Here is a 16,619-nt window from a genome sequence, read left to right on the forward strand (position 1 = left end):
AATATGTGCGGAATAGTAGGATATACAGGATTTCAGGATGCTTATGAGATTGTTATTAACGGTCTTAGAAGATTGGAATACAGAGGGTATGACAGTGCGGGAATTGTTTTAGAAGGTTCAAATAATACATTTGAGGTTGAAAAAACAAAGGGTAAAGTAGAGGATTTGGTTAATATCTCGAAAGGATTAAAAGGAACAGCTAAAATTGGTATGGGACATACCCGTTGGGCTACTCATGGAGTTCCAAGTGACAGAAACTCTCACCCGCATTTGTCAAATAATGGAAAAATAGCGATTGTGCATAATGGTATTATTGAAAACTATGATACTATTAAAACAATGCTTACTGAAAAAGGATTTACTTTTAAGTCTGAAACAGATACAGAAGTATTGGTAAACTTAGTTCAGTATTTTATGGATCTTAATACTGAAACAGATTTTCCAACAGCAGTAAGATATGCTTTGAATGAAGTATATGGTGCCTATGCAATTACTGCGCTTCATGAAGATTATCCTGGAGTTTTGGTTGTGGGAAGATTAGGATCACCTTTAGCAATAGGAATTGGTGAAAAAGAATATTTTATTGCTTCTGATGCTTCTCCTTTCGTAGAGTTTACAAAAGAAGCCATCTATCTTGAAGAAGGGCATATGGCAACGATTTCTTTGGAAAACGGTGTTGATATCAGAACAATTAATGAAAATTCTAAAATCGAGCCTGAAATTCAGGAGCTTAAATTAAGTCTTGAACAAATTGAAAAAGGAGGATATGAGCATTTCATGCTTAAAGAAATCTTTGAACAGCCTAAATCTATCCATGATACAATGAGAGGGAGACTTCTTGTAGACGAAGGAGTAATTAAAATGGCTGGAATTTGGGATCATGTAGAGAAGTTCAAAAATGCAAACAGAATCATCATTATTGCTTGTGGAACTTCTTGGCATGCAGGGCTTATTGGTGAATATCTTATCGAAGAATATGCAAGAATTCCGGTTGAAGTAGAATACGCTTCGGAATTCAGATATAGAAATCCTATCATTACAGATAAAGATGTGGTTATTGCAATCTCTCAATCAGGAGAAACTGCAGATACAATGGCTGCATTAAAATTAGCGAAAGAAAAAGGAGCATTTATATATGGTATATGTAATGTTGTAGATTCTTCTATTGCAAGAATTACTGATGCCGGCTCATATACTCATGCCGGACCTGAAATCGGAGTTGCTTCCACAAAAGCATTTACAGCACAGCTTACCATTCTTACCTTAATTGCCTTCAAGCTAGGAAAACATAACGGGAATTTAGGAAACGCTGAATTTATGAGTTTAATCGCTGAACTTGATGCTATTCCTAAAAAGATTGAAGAAGTATTAAGTGCTACTCATGAATTGACTCAGAATATCGCAAGAGACTTCGTAAAAGCAACCAATTTCCTTTACCTAGGAAGAGGGTACAATTATCCTGCAGCATTGGAAGGTGCATTGAAATTAAAAGAGATTTCCTATATCCATGCAGAAGGATATCCTGCAGCAGAAATGAAGCACGGTCCGATTGCCCTTATTGATGAGAACATGCCAATTGTTATTATTGCCCCTAAAAAAGGTCACTATGATAAAATTGTAAGTAATGTTCAGGAAATTAAAGCAAGAAAAGGAAAAGTTATTGCTGTCGTTAATAAAGGTGACCGTCAGGTTAGCGAAATGGCAGATTATGTTATTGAAATTCCAGAAACATCAGAATGTTTCTCTCCGATAGTGGCGTCAGTGCCTTTACAACTGCTTGCGTATTACATCGCAGTATATAGAGGTGCAAACGTGGATCAGCCGAGAAACTTAGCAAAATCTGTGACTGTTGAATAAAAAGTTGTTGTAAATAAAATAAATTTAGATTTCTTCCGTTATTTCAAAAAAAATCTTAAAAGTTTCTTAAAAAAATTATATATTTACGGCTTAATTATAAAAATTAACATGAAAAGGATATTTCTTTTATTATTGTCTGCGTCGGTAGCATCGGTATCTTGTTCAGGTGGTGGCAGCTCTTCTGTAGGGAAGCCAGGAACAAAAGGTGAATTGATACCAAGAGAAAAAACGAAATCATTTGTTGCGGAAAGACCATACGGAATGGTTGCAATTCCTGCAGGTTCATTTGTTGCTGGTTTAGCAGACCAGGATCCAACAAATACTCCTGAAAAAGCATCATTGAAGACAGTTACTGTTTCTTCTTTCTTCATGGATGAAGCAGAAACTACCAATTCAGAATACAGGGTATTCATTAACTATGTAAGAGATTCTATTGCAAGAACTCTACTTGCAGAAGCTGCCGGAGAAGGTGGTGACGAAGGTGGAGGCAGAGGAGCAAGCATAGGAGATTATGCATACCTTGCTAAGAAAGAAGAAAATTTAACACCTTATCAGGAATATATGGAAGGTCAGGGTGGTCGTGAAGACGGAACCTATGACGCAAGCAAAAGACTAGATTGGAAAATTCCTTTACACTGGAGCACATCAAAATATCCGGATGTAGAATACGCAGAAGTTTTAGAATCTATGTATTTACCAGCTTCTTCCAGAATTGGAAACGAAAGAATTTTAGACGTAAGTAAACTTAAATATACTTACCGTTGGGGAGATATGGATGCTGCACTTGCAGACAATGAAAGAGGAGCTAATTACCTGAAGAGTCAAAGTATCGCGATCTATCCTGATACAACTGTTTGGGTAAAAGACTTCCACTTTGCTTACAACGAGCCTTTATTTGAACAATATTTCTGGCACAAAGCTTACAAAAACTATCCTGTAGTAGGTGTAACTTGGGATCAGGCAAGAGCTTATTGTAACTTCAGATCTAAATTGAAAACAGATTACAACGAAAGTTTAAAAAGAAAAAAACAAAGACCATTGCAGTTCCGTCTTCCTACAGAAGTTGAATGGGAATATGCTGCAAGAGGTGGTATGCAAAATGCTACTTATCCTTGGGGAGGTCCATATTTAATGGATGACAGAGGTTGCTACTTAGCCAACTTTAAACCTAAGAGAGGTAACTATATGGAAGACGAGAAAAAGGGTACTTATACATATACAGCTCCAGTTAAGAAATTTAAGAAAAATGGGTTTGGATTATATGATATGGCTGGGAACGTTTCTGAGTGGACTGAATCTGCATATAACAATTCTTCATATGGATTCTCTTCTACATTAAATCCTTCTACAAAAGATAAAAAGGATACTAAAAGATCTGTAAGAGGTGGATCTTGGAAAGATATAGGATATGCGTTAATGACAGGGGCTAGAGATTGGGAAAGAAAAGATTCAGCAAGAAGCTATATCGGATTTAGAACTGTTCAGGATATTCCTGAAGCAGCTGTTAAGCCAAGAAGAGTTAACAGGTAATCAATCAAAACAATTATTTTTCAATACAATTTTATTTAACATTAAAAAAACTAACTCAATATGTTTAAGACGAAAGATGCTTGGATGAATTTCTTCTATTCATTCGGTGCTGCAATTGTAATTCTTGGAGCTTGGCTTAAAATTACTCACATTACCCTGGGACCAATTAATGGTAATATCGCTCTTACTGTAGGACTTATTACAGAAGCTATTATCTTTATTATTTTTGCCTTTGACCCTCCAAAAACTGAAGAGTCTTACGCTTGGGAAAACGTTTATCCTGAATTATTAGATAAGCATGCTAACCCAAACCCTTTACACTCAAATGTAACAACTAGAAATACAGGTAACCAATTTGCTGAACTAGAGAATTCTCTTTCTACCAAATTGGATAAAATGCTTGAAGACGCAAGATTAGACGTTCAATTATTCGAAAGATTAAGAACGGGAATCGATAAATTTTCAAGCTCTGTAGATCAAATCAACCAAACTGTTGACGTTTCTGCTTCTACACATAAATATAATGATCAGTTAAATAAAGCTGCTCAGCATATGGAAAGTATGAATGCATTATATGCAATGCAGTTGGAAAGCGGAAAGAAACAAGCAGAATTTGCTACTAAATATGTTTCCGACATGCAGAAATCTGTTGAACATTCTGAAAAATTCAATCAAGAGCTACAAGGTTTAACATCTAATCTTAATAACTTAAATAGAGTTTATGGTGGTATGCTAACTGCTATGAAGTCTTAATTCCTAACCATTTCTGAACTTAAACTATTTAATCAAAAAACAAAGAAAAGAGAATGGCACAAGGAAAACAGACCCCTCGTCAGAAGATGATCAACCTGATGTATCTGGTGTTCATCGCGATGATGGCCCTAAACATTGATGCAGAAATCATCAGATCATATTATGATTCAACAATAGCCTTAAACGAAACAAGACGTTTAACGGAAAATAAAAACGAAAAGATCTTTGAAAAAACACTGGAAGCTAAAGCTCAACAGGTTCCGGATACTTATGCAAAACCTTGGGAAGATTATAAAACCTTAAAATCCAAGATTGATGCATTAGTGAAACATGCTCAGGATATCAAAGATTTGTTAAAAAAACAATCTGAGTTTCATGATAAAGATCCTAAAACCGGAAAAGATATTGATGTAAGTGAAAACTTCGCTGCACTTAACAATAACGAAGCAACTACTGAATATTTCTTTAAAGAAGGAGACGAAAATACACCATCAAAAAATGCCATGGATTTAAAGGCTAAAATTGATGATGTAAGAAATTATATTAATGCTACTTTTGGAAAGAACCCTCAGCTTAATGATTTAGTTGAGAGAGCGAACAGGTCTCTTATTGCAGAGTATCCTAAAGGAAAATCTCCAAATGAGAAAACTTGGTTCCAAAATAAATTTTATCATCAGCCACTCATTGCTGCTATATCTAATTTGGAAATTATCCAAAATGATGCCAGAAACGTACAGTCTGATGCATTAGCATTATTACTTCAGGAGAAAGTAGATGCGAGCATCAAGTTTACAAGCTATGAGCCAATCGTTTCAGGTCCTACAGATATTCAGGCTGGTAAACAAGCGGAAGTAAAAGTAATGCTGGGTACTTATTCTAACAGTAATAAGATCAACATTTCCGGTGTGAGCAAGCAGGAAAATGGTAAGGGTATTATTCCTATTTCTGGTGCTGGAATCGGTGAACATAAATTAGGAGGAACTATTACATTAACAGATGCTACAGGAAAGCCACAATCTTTCCCTTGGACACATACGTATAACGTAATTGCAGGACCTAGAGAAGTAAAACTTGAAAAAGGATTATTACTTTCTGCTGATAAGATGAATGTAATGTATAGAGGACTTGAGAACCCTGTTTCAGGATCAATCTTAGGTGCAGACAATTCTAAACTTTCATTATCAGCTCCGGGAGCAACTGTAAGAAATACAGGTCCTGGTAAGTGGATTGTAAAACCTTCTACAGGTACTACTGTTAAGTTGACATTATCTGGAGTAGATCCTTATGGAAAAACAGTTTCACAGGTATTTGAATATAGAATCAAGAATGTTCCGCCACCACAAGGACAGATGAGAGGTCAGAATGTATTGTCGATGCCGGCAACTTCTATTCCTAACCAATCTGTACAGGCAGCTATTCCTGACTTTGACTTCCCTGTTTCGTTCAATGTAACTCAATTCATGGTAAGAGTACCTGGTAGAGCAGCATTATTGATCCACGGAAACTCATTAAATGATGCATCTGGATTAATTAAAAATCTGAGATCTGGGGACGTAGTTTCTATCTTCGATATTAAAGCTACTGCTCAAGGATTAGAAGGACAACAGATTAAAAATATTACTCCTATAATTATTAATGTTCAATAGGACTAAAATTGTAATTTATTATGAAAAAATATATTAGCACCCTTTTAGTATTAGTTTCGGGATTTGCATTTTCCCAGACTATTCTGAACGCTTCTTCTCCAGAAGAGTTTAGACAGATGAGAGCGGAGAACAAACAAAAAGTTGGTGATACTATTATTGATAAAACAGTAAAGCCTCTTGAATATGGATTTGTTGAAGACAAAGACATCCTTAAGAGTATGTTTGTTTGGGAAATTATCGATATGAATGATAAAATCAATCAGCCATTTTACTACGATAATCCAGACGGTCTTCTATCTACACCTACAAGATCTCTATATCAGTTACTGTTAGATGCAGCTTTATCTGGTAAAATTGAACAGGTGTACGATGATGAAAACTTTACTGTAAAGCTTTCACCTGAAGGGATTCAGAAAAGATTGGAGAATATTAAAATCAACGATGCTGCCATCGATATCTTAAACTCTGGAAGAGCATTAACTGATCAGGAGAAAAAAGAATATACCGATGTATTTAAAACCACTACTGATAAAGTAAAGGTTCTTAAAATTATGGGTATGTGGTTCGTAGATAAGAGAGACGGACAAATGAAATACAGACCTCTAGGTATCGCAGCAATGGGACCAGATCCAGCGGTACAGGGAGTGATAGGACCAGATGGTAAGCCTATTGCAAGCAATGACGAACTTATCGACCTATTCTGGATTTTCTATCCGAATGCAAGAGATATTTTAGCAAACAATTATGTTTTCAACAGAAAAAACTCGTCTGCAGACTTATCTTTCGATGATATCATCAATGCAAGAAGATTCTCTTCTGTAATCTATAAATCTTCAAGCGGTTTAGGTGATGGTACTATTAAAGACTATATCCCTAAAGATGCTGATGATCAGCTGGATGAAAGCGACAGAATTAAGTTGCAAATCCTTGAAATGGAAAATGATATGTGGAATTACTAAATTTTCACTTGATATTTATAGAAAACCTGAGTATTTTTACTCAGGTTTTTTTATTATGAAATCGCTCCTTATTTATTGTCAATTGATCATCAATAAACTTGCGATTGCATTTGACCTTTAAAAAATGAAAATTCTCATATGAAAAATGTAGATTATATTATTGTTGGAGATGGATATGCAGGGCTTTTCTTTGCTCATCAGTTGATTAAGAATAACAAATCGTTTGTAATCTTTTCTGAAGGAAGAAAGAGTGCTTCGCAGGTATCGGCAGGGATTATTAATCCTGTGGTGCTTAAAAAGTTTACAACATTCTGGAAAGCGCAGGAGCAAATTGATTTTTTAAAAACCAGTCTTGAGGAAATAAAATCTTATACCGGAGAGAATTATTTGATCAATGCACCGATTCACAGAATTTTTCATGATGAAAATGAACAGAAGCTTTGGTTAAAAAAATTAACAAATGATGAACTCATCAACTTTTTAGATGAAAAATTTGAGTCTTTAAACATAGTAAAAAACGATTTTCTCGCGGGAAAGGTTAATCAGTCTGCGAGATTAAATGTTAATGGATTTTTTACAGGTTTATTCAATTATTTCGAAAAAAATGACTTTTTAATCAAAGAAAAATTTGAATACAGTAAAGTGAATCTATCTGAATCCACTTATAAGGATTTAAAGTTCCAAAATATTATTTTCTGTGAAGGAATGGGGGTGAAAGAAAATCCTTACTTTTCTGAAATCACTGTCAATCCAAACAAAGGACATCATATAAAAGTTAAGCTTTCTCAGCCAATTCCTGAAGATATTACCATTAAGAAGAAACATTTCTTATTCCCAACAGGAACCGGATTATATTTCTATGGCGGAACTTATGATAGAGAACAACTTCATCATCATATTGATGAATCTGCTGTTACGCAATTGGTAAATGGACTTTCAGAATTTTATCCTTACGATTTTGAAGTGGAAGAAGTTAATTTTGGATTCAGACCTACGGTGAAAGACAGAAGACCAATTATTGGCAGACATGAAACTTATCATAATCTCTATGTATTTAATGGATTGGGAGCAAGAGGAATTCTGAATGGATGTTACTTTTCGCGTGATTTATTCCGTTTTATAGAAGAAGGAGTTCCTTTGCATGATGAAGTTTCACTGAATAGGTTTAAATAATTATAAGCTTAGAACATCAATCATCTTGAAATGAATGAAAATTTATTAGGAATAATAGCAGGAGTACTTACTTCCATATCTATGATCCCACAGCTTATAAAGGTGATCAGAGAGAAAAATGTGGAAGATATTTCCTTGTTGATGTTACTGGTCCTTATTTCAGGATTATCTTTATGGGTTTGGTATGGTTTTAAAAAGGATGAATTACCTATTATCTTATCAAATTCCTTTGCTGTCATAGTCAATATAAGTCTCCTGATCTGCTATATAATGTATAATAAAAAGTAAAAAGACGTCCCCATTATGAGGACGTCTTTTATATTAAATCTAATTATTTTTTCTTATTCAAGAACGAATTTAGCTAAAGGAGCCATTCTCGCTTTGTTTAATGTTAATGTATTTCCGTTAACAGAATAGTTGTCTGCAGCAAGGATTGCTTTTGTGAATTGGTTTTCAATATCCAGATCTTCACAAGCCATCATGGTAGACATTCCTTGATTAAACTTAATTCTCATTACATCAGGCTTAATTTCAAAAGTTCCACCTAAACCATTACATCCTGCATGACCTGCATATCTCATTCCGTTCATATCAAGTTTAAAGTAAGGATTGTTCTTTTGATTTTTTAACTGAATCGGTTGCCCGTTAAGCTCTGTTAATTTCCAAGTTTTCCCTGTAATATCTGTTGTTGGTTTTTGTGCAGTTTGTGTTTGACAAGAAGCAACAAGAAATACGGTAAGAACAAGAGCTGATAAATAATAATATAAGCTTTTCATAAATTTTAATTATTTAAATATTATGTTTAATCCCTATGCTAATACGATGCCATTTTTGCCGGAGCAGACTCTTTTTTTGCCTGTTTAAGATGAAAAAGTACCATATCCACGTTCTTCTTTAGGAAAGTGATATTCCCCTTAATTTCAGAGTATTGATACTCTTCATTTGAGGCTGTATACTCGGGTAAAGCATCACTTTTTTTTAGGTCATAAGTTTTACCGTTTAAATGTACAGTGGCTGTATTTTTAGAACGGTTTATTGTTACTTCTATTTTTTCTCCATAGCTGTCTACGTATACATCCTTTGAAATATCGTCAGCATTTTCAGGAGTTGCGATGGTAACCGTTTCAGCTTCTTTGCTGGGATGTTTACACGCTGTTGAGGAAAGAATTGCCAACCCGAAAAGGATTGAAGTTAATAAATTTTTCATAGTGATAAGTGATTTTAAAGTGTTTCATGAATTATGGTGTTAATACTATATAAATTTACAAATATTTTTAATAAATATGTGTTAAATTTTCATAAACTAACATTGTTTTTTGATTATTGTGCGTTTTTAGCGCTTTTTTCAAAACATTTTTCACGAAACGGGAAGTAATATTTAGAGTAAAAATTTTGTGTCAGGTGCGATTAATTCTGAATTTTTAACCGTCTTATTTCCAAAAGGATAAGGTGTATTTTTTTCCATTGTTCATTTGTTGTGTAAATTTTCGGCAAAAATAATTCAAAAATAAGAGAATTCCAAAATGCTTATATTAATAAATTGAAAATCATGATAAAGTTTAGCTTTTAAAACATGAATGAAAAATAATAGTAAAATGTATATTTAATATTTAATAAAATTTTGAATTCAGGTTATTTAAAGGAGAGTTAAATTTTGTTAATCCATTATGAAGATATCATAATCTAAGCGTACATTTGCGACTTCAATATGAGAAACTTTATAGTATATTTTTTAACTGGTCTTTTTCTGCTCTTTGTAGTAGAAAGCAGATTGAATGTTAAAACACTTCGAAATGACTATTCCGGTCATGTTTCTCATCATATGCCCAAAAGAGCTAACCGCCTGAATCAAACGTACGAAAAGCTTTCGGTTCAGCAGATGGCGGATAGTATAGACAATTCTACCCTGGAGCTTGCCGAAAATGATTTTCAATTTTCTGATGTATTTCAGATAATTGCAGTTTTTGCAAGTGTTTTCAGCCTTGTTTATATTTTTGGATTAAAAAGCTACAAACGTTTCAGACAGGACCTTCATGGCTTTGTTTTTGGTTTGGCGACCAAAAGATTTATTCTGATCCGATCTATTAGAATTTAAAATTTCACTTTTTCGAATTGATGTCTGTCTGATAATCAGATGGAAACACCTTTCGTTGTGTAGCCTGGTAATGCTCACGTCGTAATACTTTTATTACCATTTTTATTTCTATTCAAAACATTAACGATTTATACAAACTCTAGAATTATGATAAAAAGAGTTGCTTCGGGCATTGCATTAAGCGTCCTGTTATTGGCGGTGAGCTGCAGTAAGAAAAAAGAAGAAAAAGAGGAAGTAACGGTATATCCGGTAACTTCTCCTGTAGTGATGGATACTGTGATCAATAAAGAATATGTGGCTCAGATTCAATCTGTAAAAAACATTGAGCTTCGTGCACAGGAAAAAGGTTTCCTTGAGAGGATTTTTGTAGATGAAGGGCAATATGTACAGGCAGGGCAAACACTATTCAGAATTATGCCTAAATTATATCAGGCTGAATTATTAAAAGCAAAAGCAGAAGTGGAACAAGCTTCTATTGAGTTGAAAAACGCAAGTACACTGGCTGGCAATAATATTGTATCCAAAAACGAAAAAGCAATGGCAAAAGCTAAACTGGATGCTGCCAATGCAGAAATGAAACTTGCTCAGATTCACCTGTCTTTTACAGATATTAAAGCACCGTTCTCAGGAATTATTAATAGAATTCCTTTAAAGTTAGGAAGTCTTGTGGATGAAGGAGATTTGTTGACATCTCTCTCTGATAATACAAGTATTTACACCTATTTTAATGTTTCTGAACCTGAATATCTAAGCTACCAGACTCATGTTGCTGACAGAGGAAGCAATCAGGTATCTTTGATTACGGCTAACGGTGAAACTTATTCTCAAAAAGGAGAAATTCAGACTATCGAGGGGGAATTTGATAATGAAACGGGGAATATTGCTTTCCGTGCAAAGTTTCCCAATCCCGATAAGTTATTAAGAAACGGAGAAACCGGAAAAGTTCAGATGACGATGCCTGTTCACAATGCGTTGATCATTCCTCAAAAAGCTACTTATGAAATTCAGGATCAGAAGTATGTATTTGTTATTGACAAAAACGGAACGGCAAGATCAAGAAATATAAAGGTTGCTTATGAACTGCCTGACTTGTATGTAGTAGGTTCAGGAATTACAAAAGGAGATCAGATTCTTTTGGAAGGTGTTCAGAAAGTGAAGGATGATCAAAAAGTGAAAACAAAATTCCAGGATCCTAAAAAAGTTCTTCAATCATTGAAATTAAAAGCAGAGTAGTGGACTCTAAGTGAAGTAGTATGTTTAAGAAATTCATTCGCAGACCCGTTCTGTCTATTGTAATCTCATTGATTATTGTATTTTTAGGAATACTTTCATTGGTAAAACTTCCAGTGACACAGTTTCCTTCCATTTCTCCGCCTAAAGTAAATATTACCGCGGAATATCCGGGAGCCAACAACGAATTATTGATTAAATCTGTTGTTATTCCTCTGGAAAGAGGCTTAAATGGTGTTCCAGGGATGAAATATATGACCTCGGATGCAGGAAATGACGGAGAGGCATCCATTCAGGTGGTATTTGATTTAGGAACAGATCCCAATGTTGCAGCGGTAAACGTTCAGAACCGTGTATCTTCGGTTGTGAATAAATTACCTCCGCTGGTAGTTCGTGAAGGGGTAAAGATTACCCGTGAAGAACCGAATATGCTGATGTACATTAACCTGTATAGTGATGATCCGAAAGCTGATCAGAAGTTTCTGTTTAACTATGCGGATATTAATGTAATGTCTGAACTAAGAAGGGTAAGCGGGGTAGGTTTTGCCGATATTTTAGGAACCCGTGAATATGCAATGCGTATCTGGCTTAAACCGGACAGGCTTACGGCTTATAATATTTCAGCAGATGAAGTGATGGAAGCTTTGAACGAACAGAGTTTGGAAGCGTCACCGGGTAAAACGGGAGAAAGTTCAGGTAAACGTTCGCAGTCTTTTGAATATGTGTTAAAATATCCTGGACGTTTTAATAACGAAAAGGACTATGGAAACATTATTTTAAGAGCAAAACCGGATGGTGAATCAATCCGATTAAAGGATGTAGCAGATATAGAATTCGGAAGTTCAATGTATGATATTTATTCTACATTGAATGGAAAACCTTCAGCAGCAATCACGGTAAAACAATCGTATGGCTCCAACGCAAGTGACGTTATTAAAAATGTAAAAACTTTAATGGCTGATCTTGAAAAAAATAATTTCCCGAAAGGAATGCATTATGACATCAGTTATGACGTTTCCAAATTTTTGGATGCTTCCATGGAAAAGGTAATTCATACGTTGTTTGAAGCCTTTGTATTGGTGGCAATTGTAGTCTTTCTTTTCCTTGGAGACTGGCGTTCAACTTTGATTCCCGCTTTGGCAGTTCCAGTTTCGTTGGTAGGGACTTTCGCGGTGATGTCCGCATTTGGAATTACATTGAATATGATTTCCCTCTTTGCTCTGGTAATGGCAATTGGAGTAGTAGTAGATGATGCGATTGTGGTTATTGAAGCCGTCCATGCCAAGATGGAGGAGAAAAATCTTTCCCCTTTAAAAGCAACGGAAGAAGCAATGCATGAAATTAGCGGAGCGATTATCGCAATTACTTTGGTAATGGCATCCGTATTTATTCCGATTGCATTTATGTCCGGACCAGTTGGAGTTTTCTATCGCCAGTTCTCCATTACAATGGCTTCAGCGATTATCCTTTCAGGGGTAGTAGCATTAACGTTAACTCCGGCTTTATGTGCTTTAATCTTGAAAAATAATCACGGAAAAGCTAAAAAGAAAACGCCGATTACAATCTTCCTAGATAAATTCAATGGATTATTTACCAAGGGAGCAGGGAAGTACGAGAAAATGCTTAATAAAACAGTAACTAAAAAAGCATTTACATTACCATTGCTATTGGCATTTTGTGCTGGAACTTATTTCCTGAGTAACTCCATTCCATCAGGATTTATTCCCGCAGAAGACCAAGGGATGATTTATGCGATTATTCAGACGCCACCGGGATCTACTTTGGAAAGAACCAATCAGATCGCAAGGGAATTATTGAAAGAATCCGAGGATATCGATGGTGTACAGTCTGTTTCATCATTGGCTGGATATGAAATTCTGACTGAAGGTACGGGATCGAACTCAGGAACCTGTCTTATCAACCTTAAAAGCTGGGATGAACGTAAAGAATCTGCAGCCGAAATTATAGAAAAGCTAGAAGAAAAAACCAAGAATATTCCTGGAGCCAATATTGAATTTTTCCAACCGCCTTCTGTTCCTGGATATGGTGCAGCAGGAGGTTTTGAACTTCGATTGCTTGATAAGGCAGGAAGTGGAGACTATCATAAAATGGAGCAGGTAAGTAACGATTTTGTGAAGGAATTGAAAAAACGTCCTGAACTAGGGTCGGCATTTACATTCTATTCGGCGAGCTTCCCTCAATATATGCTGAAGATTGATAATGATCTTGCGGAGCAAAAAGGAGTAACCATTGAAAAAGCGATGGATAATCTTTCTACATTAATCGGGTCCAATTATGAAACGAGTTTTATCCGTTTTGACAGACCTTACAAGGTAATTGTTCAGGCTGGTCCTCAATATCGTGCATTGCCAACGGATTTATTAAAGTTATACGTTAAGAACGATAAAGATCAGATGGTTCCATACTCAGATTTTATGCATTTAGAAAAAGTATATGGTCTATCAGAAATTACCAGACATAATATGTATAATGCATCTGAAGTAAGCGGAACTCCTGCGCCAGGATATAGTAGCGGACAGGCAATTAAAGGCATTCAGGAGGTTGCGGATAAAACACTTCCAAGAGGTTTCGGTATCGACTGGGCTGGGATTTCTAAAGATGAAGTAAGCCGTGGAAATGAAGCAGTATTTGTATTTCTGGTATGTTTAGGATTTGTTTATCTGATTCTTTCTGCACAATATGAGAGTTTTATCCTTCCTTTACCTGTAATTCTATCCTTACCTGTGGGTATTTTTGGAGCATTTTTATGCCTGAAGCTTTTAGGATTGGAAAATAACATTTATGCTCAGGTGGCAATGGTAATGCTTATCGGACTTTTGGGTAAAAACGCCGTATTAATTGTGGAATTTGCTGTACAGAAAAAGGCAGAAGAAGGAATTCCTGTAGCAAAAGCAGCAATTGAAGGAGCAGCGATACGTTTCCGCCCTATTTTGATGACATCATTTGCCTTTATTGCAGGGTTGATTCCGTTGGTGATTGCAACGGGTCCCGGTGCTGTGGGTAACCGTACAATCGGAACAGCTGCAGCAGGAGGAATGTTGATAGGTACAATCTTCGGGTTAATGATTATTCCGGGGCTGTATTACATTTTTGGAACAATTGCTGAAAAGTCGAGACTGGCAAAATATGAAGAAGAAAATCCTTTAACAGAACAAACTGAACCGTATCAACACGATGACAAACATGAAGATTTATAATAAATATATAGCAGCCATCGCTTTATCTCTTGTTTTAGCAAGTTGTAAAGCACCAATGGCAACCGTCATAAAGGATGAGGTAAAAACAAATATTCCTCAAAATTTCAATCAGGAAGAACAGCAGGATGCTAATAATAACAGTGGAACAACTCCGTGGAGACAGTTTTTTACAGATCCGAATCTTGTAAGCCTTATTGAAACGGCTTTAAAGAATAATCAGGAACTCTTGATCACACTTCAGGAGATTGAAATTGCTAAAAGTGGAGTTTTAGCTAAAAAAGGAAGACTTACTCCTACAGTTTCTGCCGGAATAGGAGCCGGGCTGAAAAAAGCCGGGCGATATACCAGTGAGGGAGCCGGAGATGCAAGCACAGAAATGGAGCCGGGTAAAGAAATTCCAGATCCACTGGGAAATTTTGAAGCAGGATTGAATGCAAACTGGGAAATTGATATCTGGAAAAAGCTGAGAACGGAAAAAGAATCAGCGGTGGCTCATTACCTTTCTACGGTAGAAGGGAAGAACTTTGTTTTGTCTAATCTTATTGAGGAAGTGGCGGATAATTATTATGAATTATTGGCGCTTGATAATCAATTGGATATTATTCAACAGTATATTAAGCTTCAGCAAAAGGCATTAGAAGTTTCCAAGATTCAGAAAGAAGCTGCTGCTGCCACAGAGCTTGCGGTAAAGAAATTTGAAGCAGAACTGGCAAAATCTAAAGCAGCAGAGTACACAATCCGTCAGCAAATTACTGAAAAGGAAAATCAGATCAATGCTTTGTTGGGAAGATATCCACAGCCGATTATCAGAACAAAGGAAAACTTTATGTCAACGATTCCGCCAACGGTTTATACGGGAATTCCGTCACAATTGTTGGCAAACCGTCCCGATATCAAGCAGGCAGAACTGGAGTTAAAATCTTCTAAATTAGATGTGGAAGCGGCAAGAAAAGAGTTTTATCCTTCATTAGAAATTTCTGCGACATTAGGATTGGAAGCATTTAAACCATCATATCTGGTGAAAATGCCGGAATCGATTGCTTATAATCTGGTAGGAGAGCTGGCGGGTCCGCTGATTAATAAAAGTGCGATCAAAGCTAATTTTCAGACGGCTGATGCTAAGCAGATACAAGCGTTATATGAATATGATAAGACGATTTTGAATGCTTATCTGGATGTGGCAAACCTGATGTCAAAAATTAAAAATATAGACCAGTATTATCAATTAAAATCCCAGGAAACAAAAGCTTTGGATCAATCTATTGATATTGCCAACCAATTGTTCCGAAATTCCAGAGCAGACTATCTTGAAGTTCTTTTGAATCAGAGAGATGCTTTGGATGCCAAAATGGAACTTATAGAAGCGAAGCAAAAGCAGTTGAGTACTGTTGTGGATATCTATAAAAGCCTTGGCGGTGGCTGGAAGTAAAGAAATATCATAATTCAATCAATAAACAGTTAATGTTTTGAGGGTTGGCTCTTCGGGGTCAGCCCTTTTTTATTGCGTCAAGTTCTGTCGTTGTGCTGTGGTAGCTTTACAGTAAAATAATTTTGTTATAGATAAAGGTTTAAAAATGATAGATATTGATACATATTAATACATATTAATAGGAGCTGTATGTGTTGAAACCATTATTTTTGCAAAAAATTACTAAACCCTGTTTAAAGTTAAACAATAGCCATGAGAATTAAAAATACCTTTGATATCATCCGGATATCATATACTTACTTATCATTTAGTACAAAATACTCTGTCATTTTCTGACAAATCTATATAAATACAGAATACTATAGAACCTTTTTTTGAATTTAAATCACTTAATAAAGATTTAAAATTGAATTTTTTCCATAAAATGGATTGAATTATGATCAGCATTAGGCAATTGTATTCTGCATATTGCCTGATACTTTCTTAAAATATTAATTTTTAACACAATAAAATATAAATATGAATAAACTTTACACGAGTGTATTTCTTTTATGCACAATTTTGAGTACATCTGCTCAGGAAGTCCTCTGGCAAAAAGACATCAAATCCTCTACTCAGGATTTCTTAAGCCAGGTGACCACAACTATCGATCAGCAATATCTTATCACGGGAAGTGCTATTCAGTCAGGAAGCAGCAAGCTGGAGGCTGGAAGTAAGCAGAACAACGGT

Annotated in this window: 13 protein-coding genes and 1 pseudogene; 12 read left to right on the forward strand and 2 right to left on the reverse strand. The window is 35.5% G+C overall.

All coding sequences use genetic code 11. The features are described from left to right. Positions 1–3: 3 nt before the first annotated feature. The 7 genes from glmS to AC5YGG_RS17200 all read left to right on the forward strand — a co-directional run bounded on the left by glmS (position 4) and on the right by AC5YGG_RS17200 (position 8,206). Entirely contained in the window at positions 4–1,857 is a 1,854-nt protein-coding gene (gene glmS / locus AC5YGG_RS17170; protein ID WP_496145669.1) for a glutamine--fructose-6-phosphate transaminase (isomerizing), read from the forward strand. Between the two features lie 108 nt (positions 1,858–1,965). Beyond that, positions 1,966–3,387, forward strand: coding sequence for a T9SS ring complex lipoprotein PorK/GldK (gene porK / locus AC5YGG_RS17175; RefSeq protein WP_496145670.1), 1,422 nt, complete (start codon positions 1,966–1,968; stop codon positions 3,385–3,387). Between the two features lie 60 nt (positions 3,388–3,447). Beyond that, a complete protein-coding gene (gene porL / locus AC5YGG_RS17180; protein WP_065396532.1) occupies positions 3,448–4,140 on the forward strand; it encodes a type IX secretion system motor protein PorL/GldL in 693 nt (230 codons plus the stop codon). Between the two features lie 53 nt (positions 4,141–4,193). Continuing rightward, positions 4,194–5,786, forward strand: coding sequence for a type IX secretion system motor protein PorM/GldM (gene porM / locus AC5YGG_RS17185; RefSeq protein WP_496145671.1), 1,593 nt, complete (start codon positions 4,194–4,196; stop codon positions 5,784–5,786). Between the two features lie 20 nt (positions 5,787–5,806). Further along, positions 5,807–6,745 (forward strand): type IX secretion system ring subunit PorN/GldN, encoded by a 939-nt coding sequence (gene porN, locus AC5YGG_RS17190; RefSeq protein WP_496145672.1) that lies wholly within the window; start codon positions 5,807–5,809, stop codon positions 6,743–6,745. 138 nt (positions 6,746–6,883) lie between these two features. Further along, the gene (locus AC5YGG_RS17195; protein ID WP_496145673.1) at positions 6,884–7,918 is read left to right on the forward strand and encodes an NAD(P)/FAD-dependent oxidoreductase; all 1,035 of its coding nucleotides are present in this window, start codon (positions 6,884–6,886) and stop codon (positions 7,916–7,918) included. A gap of 30 nt (positions 7,919–7,948) precedes the next feature. Continuing rightward, positions 7,949–8,206, forward strand: a complete 258-nt coding sequence (locus tag AC5YGG_RS17200; RefSeq protein ID WP_496145674.1) for a SemiSWEET transporter — start codon at positions 7,949–7,951, stop codon at positions 8,204–8,206. Positions 8,207–8,259: 53 nt separating this feature from the next. Here the strand turns inward: AC5YGG_RS17200 and AC5YGG_RS17205 are convergent, their stop codons facing one another. Together AC5YGG_RS17205 and AC5YGG_RS17210 are read right to left on the reverse strand one after the other, a co-directional pair. Continuing rightward, positions 8,260–8,694 (reverse strand): META domain-containing protein, encoded by a 435-nt coding sequence (locus AC5YGG_RS17205; RefSeq protein ID WP_496145675.1) that lies wholly within the window; start codon positions 8,692–8,694, stop codon positions 8,260–8,262. Between the two features lie 38 nt (positions 8,695–8,732). After that, positions 8,733–9,125: a hypothetical protein gene (locus AC5YGG_RS17210; RefSeq protein WP_496145676.1), complete on the reverse strand. Its 393-nt coding sequence runs from the start codon at positions 9,123–9,125 to the stop codon at positions 8,733–8,735. Positions 9,126–9,626: 501 nt separating this feature from the next. Between AC5YGG_RS17210 and AC5YGG_RS17215 the strand changes: the two genes are divergently transcribed. The 5 genes and pseudogenes from AC5YGG_RS17215 to AC5YGG_RS17235 form a co-directional block, all read left to right on the forward strand. Then, the gene (locus AC5YGG_RS17215; protein ID WP_496145677.1) at positions 9,627–10,013 is read left to right on the forward strand and encodes a hypothetical protein; all 387 of its coding nucleotides are present in this window, start codon (positions 9,627–9,629) and stop codon (positions 10,011–10,013) included. Between the two features lie 150 nt (positions 10,014–10,163). Further along, positions 10,164–11,246, forward strand: a complete 1,083-nt coding sequence (locus AC5YGG_RS17220) for an efflux RND transporter periplasmic adaptor subunit (protein WP_496145681.1) — start codon at positions 10,164–10,166, stop codon at positions 11,244–11,246. Between the two features lie 20 nt (positions 11,247–11,266). Beyond that, entirely contained in the window at positions 11,267–14,461 is a 3,195-nt protein-coding gene (locus tag AC5YGG_RS17225; protein WP_496145678.1) for an efflux RND transporter permease subunit, read from the forward strand. Further along, positions 14,448–15,890 (forward strand): TolC family protein, encoded by a 1,443-nt coding sequence (locus tag AC5YGG_RS17230; RefSeq protein ID WP_496145679.1) that lies wholly within the window; start codon positions 14,448–14,450, stop codon positions 15,888–15,890. The genes AC5YGG_RS17225 and AC5YGG_RS17230 overlap by 14 nt, the downstream gene beginning before the upstream one ends. A 519-nt stretch (positions 15,891–16,409) precedes the next feature. Further along, positions 16,410–16,619, forward strand: a pseudogene (locus AC5YGG_RS17235) (T9SS type A sorting domain-containing protein); the annotation flags it as partial.

This window comes from Chryseobacterium sp. CS2K3 (assembly GCF_059515185.1).